The 15147-nt window shown below is 64.1% G+C and carries 14 protein-coding genes and 1 tRNA gene; 7 read left to right on the top strand and 8 right to left on the bottom strand.

Annotated features, from left to right (window positions below; translation table 11 throughout):
* Positions 1-1030, top strand: a 1030-nt coding sequence (locus EOA38_RS11315) for a DUF6504 family protein (RefSeq protein ID WP_145965947.1), incomplete at its 5' end; no start/stop codon positions are given.
* Complete coding sequence (locus EOA38_RS11310) at positions 1027-4362, top strand: error-prone DNA polymerase (RefSeq protein WP_127299240.1); 3336 nt, start codon at positions 1027-1029, stop codon at positions 4360-4362. The genes EOA38_RS11315 and EOA38_RS11310, both read left to right, overlap by 4 nt.
* Before the next feature lie 304 nt (positions 4363-4666).
* On the opposite strand, the gene EOA38_RS11305 is transcribed toward EOA38_RS11310, so the two are convergent.
* The 4 genes from EOA38_RS11305 to EOA38_RS11290 form a co-directional block, all read right to left on the bottom strand.
* Positions 4667-4912 (bottom strand): Trm112 family protein, encoded by a 246-nt coding sequence (locus EOA38_RS11305; protein ID WP_126091118.1) that lies wholly within the window; start codon positions 4910-4912, stop codon positions 4667-4669.
* Between the two features lie 26 nt (positions 4913-4938).
* The gene (locus EOA38_RS11300; protein ID WP_126091117.1) at positions 4939-5610 is read right to left on the bottom strand and encodes an LON peptidase substrate-binding domain-containing protein; all 672 of its coding nucleotides are present in this window, start codon (positions 5608-5610) and stop codon (positions 4939-4941) included.
* Between the two features lie 171 nt (positions 5611-5781).
* Complete coding sequence (gene trxA, locus EOA38_RS11295) at positions 5782-6777, bottom strand: thioredoxin (RefSeq protein WP_127299239.1); 996 nt, start codon at positions 6775-6777, stop codon at positions 5782-5784.
* A gap of 98 nt (positions 6778-6875) precedes the next feature.
* Complete coding sequence (locus EOA38_RS11290; RefSeq protein ID WP_127299238.1) at positions 6876-7376, bottom strand: prolyl-tRNA synthetase associated domain-containing protein; 501 nt, start codon at positions 7374-7376, stop codon at positions 6876-6878.
* A gap of 209 nt (positions 7377-7585) precedes the next feature.
* On the opposite strand from EOA38_RS11290, the gene EOA38_RS11285 reads away from it, so the two are divergent.
* Together EOA38_RS11285 and EOA38_RS11280 are read left to right on the top strand one after the other, a co-directional pair.
* Positions 7586-7660 (top strand) — tRNA-Gly (locus EOA38_RS11285).
* A 323-nt stretch (positions 7661-7983) separates the two neighbouring features.
* The gene (locus tag EOA38_RS11280; protein ID WP_127299237.1) at positions 7984-8895 is read left to right on the top strand and encodes a hypothetical protein; all 912 of its coding nucleotides are present in this window, start codon (positions 7984-7986) and stop codon (positions 8893-8895) included.
* Between the two features lie 294 nt (positions 8896-9189).
* Here the strand turns inward: EOA38_RS11280 and EOA38_RS11275 are convergent, their stop codons facing one another.
* Entirely contained in the window at positions 9190-10125 is a 936-nt protein-coding gene (locus tag EOA38_RS11275; RefSeq protein ID WP_127299236.1) for a hypothetical protein, read from the bottom strand.
* A 353-nt stretch (positions 10126-10478) separates the two neighbouring features.
* A complete protein-coding gene (locus tag EOA38_RS11270; protein ID WP_127299235.1) occupies positions 10479-10940 on the bottom strand; it encodes a cupin domain-containing protein in 462 nt (153 codons plus the stop codon).
* A gap of 99 nt (positions 10941-11039) precedes the next feature.
* On the opposite strand from EOA38_RS11270, the gene EOA38_RS11265 reads away from it, so the two are divergent.
* Complete coding sequence (locus EOA38_RS11265; protein ID WP_127299234.1) at positions 11040-11990, top strand: LysR family transcriptional regulator; 951 nt, start codon at positions 11040-11042, stop codon at positions 11988-11990.
* A gap of 91 nt (positions 11991-12081) precedes the next feature.
* On the opposite strand, the gene EOA38_RS11260 is transcribed toward EOA38_RS11265, so the two are convergent.
* On the bottom strand, positions 12082-12522 hold the full coding sequence (locus EOA38_RS11260; protein ID WP_126091113.1) for an Lrp/AsnC family transcriptional regulator: 441 nt from the start codon (positions 12520-12522) through the stop codon (positions 12082-12084).
* 131 nt (positions 12523-12653) lie between these two features.
* Between EOA38_RS11260 and rocF the strand changes: the two genes are divergently transcribed.
* On the top strand, positions 12654-13586 hold the full coding sequence (gene rocF, locus EOA38_RS11255; RefSeq protein WP_127299233.1) for an arginase: 933 nt from the start codon (positions 12654-12656) through the stop codon (positions 13584-13586).
* 2 nt (positions 13587-13588) lie between these two features.
* A complete protein-coding gene (locus EOA38_RS11250; protein ID WP_127299232.1) occupies positions 13589-14647 on the top strand; it encodes an ornithine cyclodeaminase in 1059 nt (352 codons plus the stop codon).
* Between the two features lie 170 nt (positions 14648-14817).
* On the opposite strand, the gene EOA38_RS11245 is transcribed toward EOA38_RS11250, so the two are convergent.
* Positions 14818-15147 (bottom strand): substrate-binding domain-containing protein (locus tag EOA38_RS11245; RefSeq protein WP_189434598.1); only part of this gene is annotated, 330 nt, incomplete at its 5' end.

Genomic DNA, 15147 nt, shown 5'->3' with positions numbered 1-15147 from the left:
GCTGCGCATCGCGCCGGAAACCCGCATCAGCCTCGAAAGCGTCGGCCTGCGCACGGCGGGCGCCGTGATGGCCGCGCCCCGCGCGCCGCTCGCCCGCCGCTTCGGCGCCACCTTGCTTCTGCGCCTCGACCAGGCGCTCGGCCGGCTCGACGAGGCCGTGTCGCCGCGCCTGCCGGTGGCGCCACTCTCGGTCGAGCGCCATCTTGCCGAACCGGTCGTGCTCACCGACGACATCGAGCGGCTGGTGAGCCGGCTTGCCGTCGCCTTGAAAACCGACCTCGAACGCCGCGGCGAGGGCGCCAGGGCGCTCGCCCTTCTCCTCTTCCGCGTCGACGGCGCCGTCAGCCGCGTCACAGTCGGCACCTCGCGCCCGCTGCGCGAGCCGACGCTGATCAGGCGGCTCTTCCACGAAAGGCTCGCAGCGCTTGAACAGGACATCGACGCCGGCTTCGGCTTCGACCTCGTGCGGCTCTCCGTGCTTTCGGTTGCCGCCTTCGACATGCTGCAGGGCGACCTTACCGGGGAAACGGTCGACGACGATGCCGACATCGCTTTGTTCGCCGACCGCATCCGCGCCCGCCTCGGCGACGCCACCGTGCTGAAGCCGGTGGTCGTCGAAAGCCATCTGCCGGAGCGCGCCGTGACCACGGTTCCTTTCGCGGAAGCGCCGCAAAGGCGCATGCCAGCGACCGGCCGCTCGGCGCCGCCGATGACCATCTATCCGCCGGAGCGGCCGGTGCGGCTGTTCCGCTCACCCGAGCCGATCGAGGTGCCGGCGACCGAAATGCCCGAGGGCCCGCCGATGAATTTCCGCTGGCGGCGCGCGCTTTACCGTGTCGCCCGCGCCGAAGGGCCGGAGCGCATCGCCGCCGAATGGTGGCGAAAACTGCCCGGCGAGGAGGAAGCGCCGACCCGCGACTATTACCGCATCGAGGACAGCGAAGGGCGTCGCTACTGGCTCTACCGCCAGGGCCTCTACGGCGCCTCGCAAGCCTCGCCGCGCTGGTTCATGCACGGGGTGTTCGCATGAATGCGCTGACCGCCATCCCCTATGCCGAGTTCGGCATCCAGTCGAATTTCTCCTTCCTGCGCGGCGCCTCCAAGCCCGAGGAGCTGGTGGTCACGGCGAAATTCTACGGCTTTGCCTCGATCGGGCTTGCCGACAGGAACACGGTTGCCGGCGTCGTGCGGGCCTGGCAGCAGGCCAAGGTCGAGAAGCTGGCCTATCACCCCGGCTGCCGCCTGGTTTTTCGCGACGGCACGCCGGACGTCCTCGCCTACCCCTGCGACCGCAAGGGCTGGGGCCACCTTTGCCGCATGCTGACCCAGGCCAATCTGCGCGACGAGAACGAGAAGGGCGCGACGCTGCTTGAATTGAGCGACCTGCTCGAATGGGGCGATCGGATGTCGCTGGCGGTCCTGCCCAGTCTGTCGGCTAGCGCGGAAAACGATCTGTCGCTCATTAGCCGGCTTAAGGATCGCTTCGGCGCGGCGCTCCGGCTGGCCGTGGCGCCGGATTATGGCGGCAATGACCGCTTCCGCATCGAGCAGGCGGCGGCGATGGCCGATCATGCGCGGGTTCCGCTGATGGCGACCAATGACGTACTCTATCATGCCGCCGACCGCCGGCCGCTGCAGGACGTGCTCACCGCGATCCGCCTCAACACGCCGGTTTCCGAGGTCGGACTGGAGCTGACGGTGAATGCCGAGCGCCATCTGAAGCCGCCGCTGGAAATGGCGCGTCTGTTCCGCCGGCACCCGCAGGCGCTGGCTGAAACGCTGCGCTTCGCCGACGAGCTCACATTCTCGCTCAGCGACCTCGAATATAATTATCCGGACGAGCCGACCGAATCCGGCCTCGGGCCGCAGGCCGAGCTCGAGCGGCTGGCGCGGGAAGGGGCTGCCGTCCGATACCCGGCCGGTGTTCCCGCCCATGTCACGCGGCGCATCGAGGAAGAGCTCGCGCTCATCGAGCGGCTGAACTACGCGCGCTATTTCCTGACCGTCCACGACATCGTGAAGTTCGCCCGCAGCCAGAGCATCCTTTGCCAGGGGCGCGGTTCGGCCGCCAATTCGGTCATCTGCTTCTGCATCGGCATCACCGAAGTCGGCCCCGACCGGATCGACGCGCTCTTCGAGCGCTTCATCTCCGAGGAGCGCAACGAGCCGCCCGACATCGACGTCGACTTCGAGCATGAAAGGCGCGACGAGGTTATCGCCTATATCTACCAGAAATACAGCGCCAAGCGCACCGCTTTAGCCGCCGCCGTCATCAGCTATCGCGGCCGTTCCGCCTTGCGCGAAGTGGCGAAAGCCATGGGCCTCTCCGAAGACGTCCGCAGCGCTCTGTCGAGCACCATCTGGGGCTGGTCGACCTCGGAGCTCGGCGAAAGGGAGACCGATGCCGGCGGCCTCGACCGCGCCGACCCGCTGTCCAGCCAAGTGCTGGAACGCGCCAACGAGATCATGGGCTTTCCCCGCCACCTCTCGCAGCATGTCGGCGGCTTCGTCATCACCCGCGACCGGCTCGACGAGGTCGTGCCCATCGTCAAGACGGCGATGGACGAGCGCAAGATGGTCGAATGGGACAAGGACGACCTCGACGCGGTGAAGATCCTCAAGGTGGATGTGCTGGCGCTCGGCATGCTGACTTGCCTGAAACGCGCCCTGACCTTGCTGACGCGGCATTATCCGGAAGCGCGCGATGAATACGGCCGTCCCTATGATCTGAACTCGTTGCCACCGGAGGACGTCCGCGTCTACGCCATGATCTGCCGGGCCGACACGCTGGGCGTCTTCCAGATCGAGTCGCGCGCCCAGATGTCGATGCTGCCGCGGCTGAGGCCGCAGAATTTCTACGATCTCGTCATCGAAGTGGCGATCGTTCGGCCCGGCCCGATCCAGGGCGACATGGTGCATCCTTATCTGCGCCGTCGGCAAGGCAAGGAGAAGCCCGAATACCCGAAGCCCGAGCTGGAAGAGATCCTCGGCAAGACGCTTGGCGTGCCGCTGTTCCAGGAACAGGCGATGAAGATCGCCATCGTCGCCGGCGGCTTCAGGCCGGGCGAGGCCGACGAATTGCGCCGCGCCATGGCCACCTTCAAGCGCACCGGCACGATCGGTAACTACCGCCAGCGGATGATCGACGGCATGGTCGCCAAGGGCTACGAGAAGGAGTTCGCCGAGCGCTGTTTCAAGCAGATCGAAGGCTTTGGCGAATACGGCTTTCCCGAAAGCCATGCCGCGTCCTTCGCGTTGCTGGTCTACGCCTCCTGCTGGTTCAAGACCTTCTATCCCGACGTCTTCTGCGCCGCGATCCTGAACGCGCAGCCGATGGGTTTCTATCAGCCGGCCCAGCTCGTGCGCGACGCGCGCGACCATGGCGTCGAGGTGCGCGAGGTCGACGTCAACCACTCCGTCTGGGACTGCACGCTGGAACAAGCCGCCTTCGATCCGTCCCGCATCCTCGAACGTCATGCCTCGATGCGCGGCGTCATCGAGGCGGCTCATGCGGTCAGGCTTGGCTTCCGCCAGATCAAGGGCCTCTCCGAGGAGCGGATGGATGCCGCCGTCGCCCGGCGCGGCAATGGCTATCGATCGGTCAGGGATCTCTGGTTGCGGTCAGGCCTCGATGTCGGCGAGATCGAAAAGCTGGCCGAGGCCGACGCCTTCCGCTCACTCGGCCTCGACCGCCGCGCCGCGCTCTGGGAAGTGCGCGCGCTCGACGGCAGGAGCGCCGCCGAAAAGCTGCCGCTGTTCGACCAGCCCACGCTCCGCCTGCGTGAGCTGGAGCCGGAAACGAAGCTGCCGAAAATGCCGCTCGGCGAGCATGTCGTCCACGACTACCGTGCGCTCGGCCTGTCGCTGAAGGAGCACCCCGTCGCCTTCCTGCGCGAGCGGCTCGACCGCGCCGGCATCACGCCCAATGCCCGCCTGCCGTCGGTGCGCGACGGCCGCCGCGTCTCCGTCGCCGGCCTGGTCCTGGTGCGCCAGCGCCCCGGCAAGGGCAATGCGATCTTCCTCACGCTCGAGGATGAAAAGTCGATCGCCAACGTCATCATCTGGCCGCGCGTCTTCGACCGCTTCCGCTCTATCGTCATGGGCGCGCGCTTCATCCGCGTCACCGGCAAGCTGCAGCATGAATCGGACGTCATCCACATCGTCGCCGACAGGATCGAGGACCTGACCTCCTGGCTGAGCGTGCTGCTGCAGGCGCCCACCATCGAGCATCAGCCGGTTGGCGATGCCCGGCCGGATGGAACGCAGCACTCCGCCAGCCGCGGCCTGCCGGTCCGCCAGGACATCGCCGCGCTGTCGGATACCGCACAGCAGGTCATGCCGAGGGGACGGAATTTTCAGTGAGGCACAGAGGTCTTCGTCACCCGCCGCGTTCCTTCACACCCCCCTCTGTCCTACCGGACATCTCCCCCGCAAGGGGGGGAGATCGCATGTTGCGCGGCTTTCGCCAATTGTCGACGTCGAAAGAAGGGCGCGGCGCCCAGGCTGCCAATCTCCCCCCTTGCGGGGGAGATGCCCGGCAGGGCAGAGGGGGGTACTGTCCCGCCAGCGTTTGCTCCGCTGCAGCGGCGTTGTGTAATCACAGACACCTTTGCCAATCTCGAAGGCTTGCGGCGTCCTTCTGGAAGCGTCCGTCAGCGGAAGACATTCACGACGGCCCGCTCAGCCGCGGCGGCGGCGGCGTCAGCATATCGTCGGCCGAGATCGTGCGCGCTTCCGACGGCAGCATGATCGGAATGCCGTCGCGCACCGGATAGGCAAGCTTCGCCACCCGCGAGATCAGCTCGCTGCGGTCCGGATCCCAGCTCAGCGGCCCCTTGGTCAGCGGGCAGGCGAGCAGCTCCAGCAGTTTTGGGTCGACCGTGGCCTTCCGCCCGTCACGTCCATCCGCCATGCCACTCTCCCTCGCTCCAGCCGTCCCTACTGGATGCTCGAGCCAAAATCCTCATCCTCGCGCGCCAGCGTTATCTCGGTGATGGCGATCAGCGTCTCGGCGCGCGTCTTCAGGTCCGCCGCTTCGAGCAGCGCCTGCTTCTCGGCCGGCCCATAGGGCGCCATCATCGACAGCGCATTGACCAGCATGGCGTTCTCGGCGCGGCTGACGCTTTCCCAGTCGGCTTCGAGATCATTGGCCTGCAGATAGGCGCGGAACGCCTTGAGCAGCGCCGGCCGGTCGACCTCGGCGGCGGCCTGGTCCTCCTCGAGATCGGCGAGGAACGGCGCGATCCGGCACTGCCGGAACGGTGTCTTCACCGCCAGCTCCTGCGTGACCCGGAAGCGGCAGACGCCCTGCAGCGAAATCAGGTAGCGCCCGTCGCCGGTCTCGGCGAGCGAGATGATGCGCCCGGCGCAGCCGACGCTGCAGAGTTCCGGCTCGCCGTCGTCGCGCAGCGCGCCGTCAAGGCTGGGCTGGATCATGCCGATCAGCCGGGCCCCGGCCATCGCCTCATCGATCATCTGCAGGTAGCGCGGCTCGAAGATGTTGAGCGGCATGCGGCCGCCCGGCAAGAGCAGGGCGCCCGCGAGCGGAAACACCGGGATCGCCGATGGCAGATCCCTCGCGAGCCGATAGCGGGCGTTTCCGACCTGCACCTCAACCCTCCAAAAGCGTCGCCGGCCAGCGTGTCAAACCTGCGATCTTCTCTGACGCAGCCCGGTCTATCCAACCCATCGACAGGGCGAGCCACTGCCCTATTTGGCGCAGTTGCCGCCCGCCGCAAGCCCCCTTACCTGGCAGGGGCCAGCAAGAGAGCCGGCAAAGGCTCAGGAGAACAGCAGCGACGACAGCTTGCGCCGCGCGGCAAGCGTCGCCTCGTCGGTCATCCCCCATGCCTCGAAGAACTTCAGGAGCTGCGCCCGGGCGCCGTCGTCGTTCCATGTCCGGTCGGCCTTGACGATCGCCAGAAGGTTGTCGGCGGCCTGCGTCTTCTCGCCGCGCGCATTCTGCACCATCGCCAGGTCGAAGCGCGCCTGATGATCGTTCGGATTGGCGGCGAGCCGGCGCTCGAACTCGGCCGGATTGCCGAGCGCGGCCGCTTCCGCCGCAAGCGTCATCTTGGCGCGCAGCGCCGCAAGCGCCGGCGCGTCCTTCTTGTCCTCCGGCGCCTTCGCAAGCACCGCCTCGGCGCCTGGAGCATCGCCGGCCTCAAACAAGATCTCGCCCAGACCCGCGATCGCCTCGACGGTTTCGGGCGCCTGTTCGAGGATGGCGTCATAGATGTCGGCCGCAGTCTGGACGTCGCCGGCCTCGCGCGCCTCGCCGGCCGCTGCCAGCGCGTCGGTAATTTGCGGCGCGCCGCCGCCGCCCTTGCCGCCGACCTTCTGGATGAACTGCGTGATCTGGCTTTCGGGAATGGCGCCCATGAAGCCGTCCACCGGCTGGCCGTCCTTGAAGGCGATGACCGCGGGGATCGACTGGATGCCGAGCTGGCCGGCGATCGAGGGATGGTCGTCGATGTTCATCTTGACCAGCTTGACCTTGCCGCCGGCGGCCTTGACCGCCTTTTCAAGCTGCGGCGTCAACTGCTTGCAGGGACCGCACCAGGGCGCCCAGAAGTCGACCAGCACCGGCTGGCGGCGCGATTCCTGGATGACGTCGGCCGCGAAAGTCGCGGTCGTGGTATCCTTGATCAGCTCGGCCGTCGCCGGCGCCTCGCCGAGCGACACCTTGGCACGGTCGGCCCCGCCATACTGGACGGATTGGGCGTACTGGCCGGCATTGCCGCCAAATGAGCCGCTGAACGGATTGTTGTCACTCATGTCGTCGCCCTTTCGGTCGCGCCGCCGCCGGCATGAAGGCGCGGCGCGTCATTGTCGGATTTCGGTTCGCCCTCCATGTGGCGATCAAGCCCTGACTTTCAAGATAATGAGACTTTCAAGATAACAGGATCGTGGCCGGTTGCCTCGACGAATCTGACGAGATCGGCCGCCGCGATGGTCGTCGTCGCCTCGTTGGTCAGCGGATGGCCGTTGATGACCTCATGGCTCATCAACGCCTGGTCGAGAAACACCTTCACCCGTCCGGCCGTGTCGTTGATCAGGCCGAACACGGTGACCGCGCCCGGGATGACGCCGAGCAGCTCCATCAGCATTTCCGGCTTGCCGAAGGAAACGCGGCCGGCGGCGCCGATCAGGTGATGGATCTGCTTGAGATCGACCTCCGCGTCCTCGCCGACGGTGACGAGAAAGAAATTGTCCTTCTTGTCCTTGAGGAAGAGGTTCTTGGTGTGCCCGCCCGGGATCTCGCCGCGCAGCGCCTGCGAATCGGCGACCGTGAACAGTGGCGGGTGGCGCACCGTCGAGACGGAAATGCCGAGATCGGCAAGAAAGGCGTAAAGCTCGGCTTCGGTCTTCGGCATCGGGTCCTCGCATCGTCCGGAAGTGTCATGCCGTTTACGGCCAACGGCACCCTCGGGGCAAGATCGCCCGCGTGGGCCACGGAAATCCGCCCGTTCGGAGCGAGCCTTCAATGCATGAAGAGCTAGCTCCAAAAAGACCGTCATTTCCCTGTTGCAATCGGCGCGCTCTTCGGCCATATAGGCGCGGCTTGCGGCCCAAGGCCGCGCGAGCGGGTGTAGCTCAGGGGTAGAGCACAACCTTGCCAAGGTTGGGGTCGGGCGTTCGAATCGCCTCACCCGCTCCAGTTTCCCTTCCGGGGATCAAGCATCGGCGACGCAAGGCGGCGAGCGCTTTGCGCTGACGCGCTTCCGCCATTGGCATAACCGATTGTCATTGCGAGATTCGCCCAAGCCTTCTGGACCCATCAAGGGTAGGAATCCATGGGCCACGCGCTTTTGCACCGCCGCCCGATGGGATGAGCGCCACCCCTGACAGGTGGCGAAGCGAATCACCGACGCTCTTGTCACGGCGCTGAGCGCGGTCGCTCAGACTCAACAGGTCTAGTGTCACCTATTCCGATACTATAGGGAGTGCTGTGGGCTCTGGAACGATGTCGAGGTGCGTGTAATGAACCTGAAGCACATCGAGCGGTCGATTCGTAGAAGTCGGCTAGTTTGGGCGATGCTGCAGTATCGTGACCTCTTGGCATATCGTCGTTTTCGAGGACGGGATGTTGACAGTGGGCATTCATTTGCTCGGGAATTGACAGACACCGGTAAGGCCGACTTCTGTTTTGCCGTCGCGTTCAATACCCCTTGGGTGGTCGATGCGCTCACCAAAGCATGGATTACTTATTCGACCGACGTGATGTTGGTTGTTGTTGACAACTCGTCGTCGGCCGTTTCTCGCAAAGCACACCGACAGATCTGCGCAAGGCGCGGCATTCCGTATCTGGGCCTTCCCAGAAATCCTGAGGCCAATCCAGCCCGTTCTCACGGAATCGCGATGAATTGGGTCTATTACAACATCGTGCGGCACCTTGAGCCTGAGACATTTGGCTTCATCGACCATGACTGTTTGCCTACCGAGCCATTCTCCTTTCTGGAGCGGCTAGGGGACAGGACGGCTTACGGCTGGCGACGCTTCCCCGGGAGCAACTACTATTTCACGCAGCCAGCCGACGATCCGGGCTGGTTCCTTTGGGCAGGACTTTGCTTCTATCGATACGCTACTCTCGATGGCAGAACGGTAGATTTCCGGCCAACCATGGAAACCGGCATGGATACCGGTGGAGGCAACTGGCCGCCTCTCTATTCGAAGCTGCTGCCCGAAGATGTGGCCCTCGCGATTGAAACCAGAACTCCGATCAACATCGACGGTCGCGTGGTGGACTATCAGACCTTCGACGGGGCTCTCCTTCACATCGGTGGGGCATCATACAAAGGGCTTTCCACCCAGGCCGACTATCGCCAGAAGTTATCGGATCATATCTGGAACCGATATCTTGGCGGGACGCAAGAAAGATTGGTTTCCGTCTGACGGAATGCACCACTAATCATCTCTCCATATGACCGGGCATCGCACGCCCCGGTGTCACACCGGACAGGCTTGTGGCGAGGCCGATATCTCAATCGTTAAGTCAGCAAGCCAGAGATCGGCCTGAACAAGCGGTCTTTGTCGCTGTTCGCCGGCCGTTTATAAACCGCCTTCAAGTCGCCGTTGAGCGACTTCCCGACGATTGGCCGGAGCAATTGCTTTCGATTCAGGAAACGGCGTTAAAGGCAGATTAGCGACCCGTCACGAGTCCAGTATCGGGGTACGCTCTTGTATTAATTAATGGCTAAAGCGTTTGCGGAAGGATTTTCTCCAGCGGGAAAATGTACGGTTAATGGGTGACGGCAGCGCCTGACCTTGCAAGTCAGATTCAAAGAAACGCGCGTAGGCGTGAAAATCCGCAGCGAGGTCGCTGACTTCTCGTTTGAAACAATCTCCCTGTGACGCAGTCTGAGCGCAGGCGGCGACCAGGGTCTCGTAGAGTTTGCGCGCAGGCGGGGGCACATCGGTCAAGTCGGCCCAGGTTGACCTATTGTGACGGAGGTCAGGGCGAATAAACGCTCGCATGGTTTCATGCAGCGTTTTTTCGTCATCGAGCCAGTCAAGATCCAGGATGTCGGCGCAGCGGCGCAATTCCGTCTCCCAGGATGCCATAAACCCGTCATAGCTTAAGAAAGCCGTCGGCACGTCAATCGTGTCCTTGAGCGCGGTAATGCAATAATTGAACCAGGCACCCATGGCGTGGTCGACCGAGATCGGGTCACGTCTGGCAAGTGAGTTTGTTACTTCGATCGGGCTGCGCACAACAAACAGGCAGCGCAAGTCAACGTGCAATTCGGCCAGTATGTCGCGCCACAATGGCATCAACAAACAGGAGCGTGGGTCTTTCCACGCCCAAGATGTATGCCCGGCAAAATTGCTTGCAATGAGTTGTTTTAGTTCCTCCCGAAAAGGTCGGACCATTTCCGTTTGATGCCAGCCTTCCGGCAGCGGCAACGGCGTATCCCAACGGCGGTTTAATTGCTCCAGCAGGCGCTCTTGTAGGGCGCAGATTTCCCTATGCTCCCAGAACCCTTCCGGATTGTCCGCGCCGGGCCCCATTAAATTGGCTTCGCCACCCAAATAAAACCCCAATAGGCTAATGGCGCGGGTAACGCTGGAGGTTCCGCTGCGGTGCATCCCCAAGATGCAGACTGCTGTTGCCTTGGTCGCCAATGCATCTCCCTTGTGACTTTGCCGGGCCAGAAACTGTCCAAGATAGCCCAGACTGACCAATAATCTATCGCGTTGGAGCCTTGGCGTTTTCCTTCTGCGTCATGTTGTCCGCAGCGATGAGCCGCCGCAGCGATCGACTGACCTCGCCCGTTGCCAGCCTCACCCGCTCCAAGTATCCTCACCGAAAGCCGTGGAATTCCGCGGCTTTCGTGTTTTTGGGGCAGATAATGGCCCGGTTCCACAAATAGACGGAAGGCCCGGGTCGCCACGGGATTGCCGGAAGCGAAACAACCCTGGTGGCTGGGTTCGGCCGGCCTGCACGTCGAGTGCTGAACCGGTCCCACCCTTCCCGTCTACCTGCTCGATTCCTCAACCACGCCCAGCGGCGGTCCGGTGAAGGTCAAGTTGAAGCGGGCGCCGACGGTGGCGATCTCATCCATGTCCTCGGGAATGCGGCAGCCACGTCCTGCCATCTCGGCAAAGAAACCTTCGAAACCGCCAGGGGTCACGATGGTCAACATCCTCGCGGGCAGATCGCCAAGAACCCGAAATGTGTGCTCGCTTCCACGCGGCACGAAGACGACACTACCGGGACCCTCGCTGCGCATCCGACCATCCGCCCAGAATTCCACTTCCCCCGACAGGATGTGAAAGGTCTCGTCTTCGCGACTGTGGATGTGACGGGGAGGGCCGTAACCGGGCTGAACGAGGCTTTCGAACACGCCGATCCGCGACCCTGTCTGCTCGGCATGCAGGAGAATTCTGTAACTCGTTCCAAGCCATTCGACGCTGTGATGCGCTGAGTTTGCAGTCATGCGAAGCCCCCTCAATCGTGTCACCGTGACCGATACGGAAGCTTGCCAGAACGGGATTCATAATTGAAATCGATTTTGATTATGAAATAAATTCGCATCATGAATTTACTGGCATTCGATCTGAACCTCCTGCGTGTGCTAGACGCGCTGGTGCGGGAGCAGTCCACGGTCAAGGCGGGAGCGCGCATCGGGCTGTCGCAACCGGCGATCTCTGCCGCGCTCGGCAGGCTCCGGCGTGCCCTGGACGATCCGCTATTCGTGCGCGAAGGGCAGCGCATCGTGCCGACGGAGTATGCCGAAAGTCTCGAACTTCCCCTGCGGCGAATCCTCGACGATTTAGAAGCGCTGCTTGCCGGGCCCGACAGCTTCGATCCCGCAGAAGCAGAGCAAAGCTTCAAGATTTCGGGCTCGGATTTCTTTGCCGAGTTGCTGATGCCGCCTCTCGCCAACACGCTTTCCCGCCTGGCGCCGAAAATCCAGGTACAGTTCGTCGACCTGGTGCCCGACAATTATGTCGGGACGCTCGAGAAGCACGGCATCGACCTCGCGCTTGTTCCCAAGACTGATTTCCCGACCTGGACCGATTACACGCCGGCCTTCCGTTCCCGATTTGTGATGATTGCGCGCGCAGCCCATCCAAGGCTGGAACGGGCGGGAGTGAAGCCAGGTGATATCGTGCCGATTGATCTCTTCTGCGATCTCGGCCATGTCGTGTTCTCACCCGAAGGCAATCTCAGGGCCATGGGCGACGCGGCACTCGCCCGGATCGGACGCGAGCGGCGAGTCGTTATGACGATGCCGGTCTTCGGCGGAATCTGTAACGCCGTATCGGACAGCGACCTGGTCTCGCTCGTACCGGAGCAACTCGCGCGCAAGACGGCGCCGCGGCTGGGGCTGGCAATCTACATTCCACCCATGCCGATCAATCCAGCCCTTATCTGCATGATCTGGCACAAGCGCAACACGAATCATCTTACACATAGCTGGCTGCGGGAATTGGTCCTGAAGCTGCTTTCACGGCTGAACGCCGACGAAAACAGGAGCTCTTGAACTGCTCGCGCAATGCCGCGGTGGTTCGCAATCAGCACTTCGCTTCAACCGGGTCCTCGCGCATTTTCATCTGCCCGAGCGGCGTCCAAACCTACCCCAGCCGTGCCCTCGTCGTCCTCGGCGTCGCCAGCAACAGACTCGTCTCGCTCCCCGTTATCCCCGGGATCAGCCGTATCCGCCGCAGCACGGCATCGAAATCGGTCAGCGAGGCGGTACCGAGCTCGACTACAAGGTCCCAGCGGCCATTGGTGGTGTGGATGGTCGAGACTTCGGGGAAGCCGCCGAGCGCCCTGATCACACGATCGGCGGCATGGCCCTCGATCTCGATCATCATCACGCCGCGTATCCGCTGGTCGACCGCGTCGGCGCGCAGCACCACCGTGTAGCCGATGATCTCGCCGGATTTTTCCAGCCGCTCCATGCGCGCCCTGACCGTGGCGCGCGAGACGCCGAGATCGACCGCGAGATCGGAGACACTGCGCCGCGCATCGTGCCTCAGAAGAGTCACCAGTCTTTCGTCGAGCGCGTCCATGATTGTCCGTTTCGATCAAACCAAATGTCCAATATGATAGATCAGCCTTTTCGAAATGCCAATTTTCCCTGTTCAAACCGCCAGGCGGCGATGGTTCAATCGCACAATCAATCGCAAGGGCTAAAAGAATCATGCGCTGCAGGATCGTTGGCGCGCCGGTGCAGGACGGCGCGGGCAGGATGGGATGCGAGATGGGGCCGAGCGCGCTGCGCACCGCCGGGCTTGTCTCGGTGCTGTCGGAGCTCGGCCATGAGGTCGAGGACTGGGGCGCTGTGCAGCCGGCTCAGGCGCGCGCTGTCGTCCACGGCAATCTGGCGCTGAAGGCGCTGCCGGAGATTTCCGCCTGGACGGCGGCGATCGCCGAGACCGCCTACACGGCGTCAAAAGACGCCATGCCGATCTTTCTCGGCGGCGACCACTCGATCTCGGCCGGCACGGTATCCGGCGTGGCGCGCCGCGCCGCCGAACGCGGCCGGCCGCTCTTCGTGCTTTGGCTCGACGCGCACCCGGATTTCCACACGCTCGACACCACCACCAGCGGCAACCTGCACGGCGTGCCGCTCGCCTATGCCAGCGGCCGGCCCGGCTTCAACGGCTATTTCCCGGATCTGCCCGCCGCGGTCGATCCTGCCCGCGTCTGCACCATGGGCCTGCGCAGCGTCGATCCGGCCGAGCGCCGCGCGCTGAAGGAGGCGGGCGTGACCGTGCACGACATGCGCGCCATTGACGAGCACGGCATCGCACCGCTGCTGCGCGCCTTCCTCGCCCGCGTGGAAAAGGAAGACGGGCTCTTGCATGTCAGCCTCGACGTCGATTTCCTCGACCCGTCGATCGCCCCGGCCGTCGGCACCACCGTGCCCGGCGGCGCCACCTTCCGCGAGGCGCATCTGGTGATGGAGATGCTGTCCGACAGCGGCCTGGTCTCCAGCCTCGACCTGGTCGAGTTGAACCCGTTCCTCGACGAGCGCGGCCGAACGGCGACGCTGATGGTCGACCTCACCGCCAGCCTGATGGGCCGCCGCATCATGGACCGCCCGACCCGCAGCCATTCCGGAAGCCTCTGACCATGACCCAGCCTTCGCGCCTCGCCATCGTTCCCTTCGTCAGCGTCGACCGCATGATGAAGCTGGTGCTCGCCATCGGCGTCGAGCGTTTCCTCACCGAGCTCGCCGCCTATATCGAGGAGGATTTCCGCCGCTGGGAGCTGTTCGACAAGACGCCGCGCATCGCCTCGCACAGCCATGACGGCGTCATCGAGCTGATGCCGACCAGCGACGGCCGCCTCTACGGCTTCAAATATGTCAACGGCCACCCGAAGAACATGCGCGAGGGCCGCCAGACGGTCACCGCCTTCGGCGTGCTCGCCGATGTCGGCTCCGGCTATCCGATGCTTTTGACCGAGATGACGATCCTGACGGCGCTGCGCACCGCCGCCACCTCCGCGCTCGCGGCCAAATACCTGGTGCCCAAGGGATCGCGCGCCATGGCCATCATCGGCAACGGCGCCCAGTCCGAGTTCCAGGCCATCGCCTTCAAGGCGCTGCTCGGCATCGACCGGCTGCGGCTCTACGACATCGACCGTCGGGCCTCGGAAAAATGCGCGCGCAACCTTGCCGGAAAGGGCTTCGACATCACCATCTGCTCGACGGGGCAGGACGCGGTCGAAGGCGTCGACATCATCACCACGGTGACCGCCGACAAGCAGTACGCCACCATCCTCACCGACAACATGGTGGGCTCCGGCGTCCACATCAACGCGGTCGGCGGCGACTGCCCCGGCAAGACGGAACTCCATCGCGACATCCTTCTGCGCTCCGACATCTTCGTCGAGTTCCCGGCGCAGACGCGCATCGAGGGTGAGATCCAGCAGCTCGACGCCAACCATCCGGTGACGGAGCTGTGGCAGGTGATGACCGGCCAGGCCGAAGGCCGCAAGACGCCCGAGCAGATCACGCTGTTCGATTCCGTCGGCTTCGCCATCGAGGATTTTTCCGCGCTCCGCTACGTCCGCGACCAGCTCCAGGCCACCGGCCTCTATGAGGAGCTCGACCTGCTCGCCGACCCCGACGAGCCGCGCGACCTGTTCGGCATGCTGCTGAGGGCCGCGATGCAGCCGGCCGCTTGAGGGAATGAGCGCGTAATCTCCCCCCTTGAGGGGGAGATGGCCGGCAGGCCAGAGGAGGTCGGTCCGACTGGGCTCGGCTTGCTTGTGCAGATGGAGGTTGGCGCTTCATGCGCAGCGACCCCCTCTGTCGCCTTCGGCGACATCTCCCCCTCAAGGGGGGAGATTACGCGCTACTTCCGCAATGGAGCGCAGCTTTCCCTCTCGATGAGGACCGGCGTCAGAACCTCGCGGCGCGAGGGCGCCGCCGGCTCGCCGAGGCGCTCGAGCAGCAGGCTCACCGCCCGCGTTCCGATCTTCTCGACCGGCTGCGCGATCGTCGTCAGCGGCGGCCATGTGGTGACCGCGTAGGGTATGTCGTCGAAGCCGACCAGCGACATGTCGTCGGGGACGCGCAGTCCGCGCGTGCGCAGCGCGGTGATCGCGCCCATGGCCATCAGGTCGTTGCAGGCGAACACCGCCGTGATCTCCGGCGCTTGCGCCATCAGCAGCTCCATCGCCAG

This window comes from Mesorhizobium sp. M1E.F.Ca.ET.041.01.1.1 (assembly GCF_003997355.1).
Lineage (GTDB): Bacteria > Pseudomonadota > Alphaproteobacteria > Rhizobiales > Rhizobiaceae > Mesorhizobium.
Note: the sequence above shows the minus strand (reverse complement) of the source record. Positions and strands in the feature narration are given on the sequence as shown.

Bases quoted from the DNA above. Each gene is read 5' to 3' on its own strand.
- EOA38_RS11270 (WP_127299235.1), bottom strand. From the start codon at position 10,940: ATGACTGCAAACTCAGCGCATCACAGCGTCGAATGGCTTGGAACGAGT.
- trxA (WP_127299239.1), bottom strand. From the start codon at position 6,777: ATGAGTGACAACAATCCGTTCAGCGGCTCATTTGGCGGCAATGCCGGC.
- EOA38_RS11260 (WP_126091113.1), bottom strand. From the start codon at position 12,522: ATGGACGCGCTCGACGAAAGACTGGTGACTCTTCTGAGGCACGATGCG.
- EOA38_RS11280 (WP_127299237.1), top strand. From the start codon at position 7,984: ATGAACCTGAAGCACATCGAGCGGTCGATTCGTAGAAGTCGGCTAGTT.
- EOA38_RS11290 (WP_127299238.1), bottom strand. From the start codon at position 7,376: ATGCCGAAGACCGAAGCCGAGCTTTACGCCTTTCTTGCCGATCTCGGC.
- EOA38_RS11265 (WP_127299234.1), top strand. From the start codon at position 11,040: ATGAATTTACTGGCATTCGATCTGAACCTCCTGCGTGTGCTAGACGCG.
- EOA38_RS11250 (WP_127299232.1), top strand. From the start codon at position 13,589: ATGACCCAGCCTTCGCGCCTCGCCATCGTTCCCTTCGTCAGCGTCGAC.
- rocF (WP_127299233.1), top strand. From the start codon at position 12,654: ATGCGCTGCAGGATCGTTGGCGCGCCGGTGCAGGACGGCGCGGGCAGG.
- EOA38_RS11305 (WP_126091118.1), bottom strand. From the start codon at position 4,912: ATGGCGGATGGACGTGACGGGCGGAAGGCCACGGTCGACCCAAAACTG.
- EOA38_RS11310 (WP_127299240.1), top strand. From the start codon at position 1,027: ATGAATGCGCTGACCGCCATCCCCTATGCCGAGTTCGGCATCCAGTCG.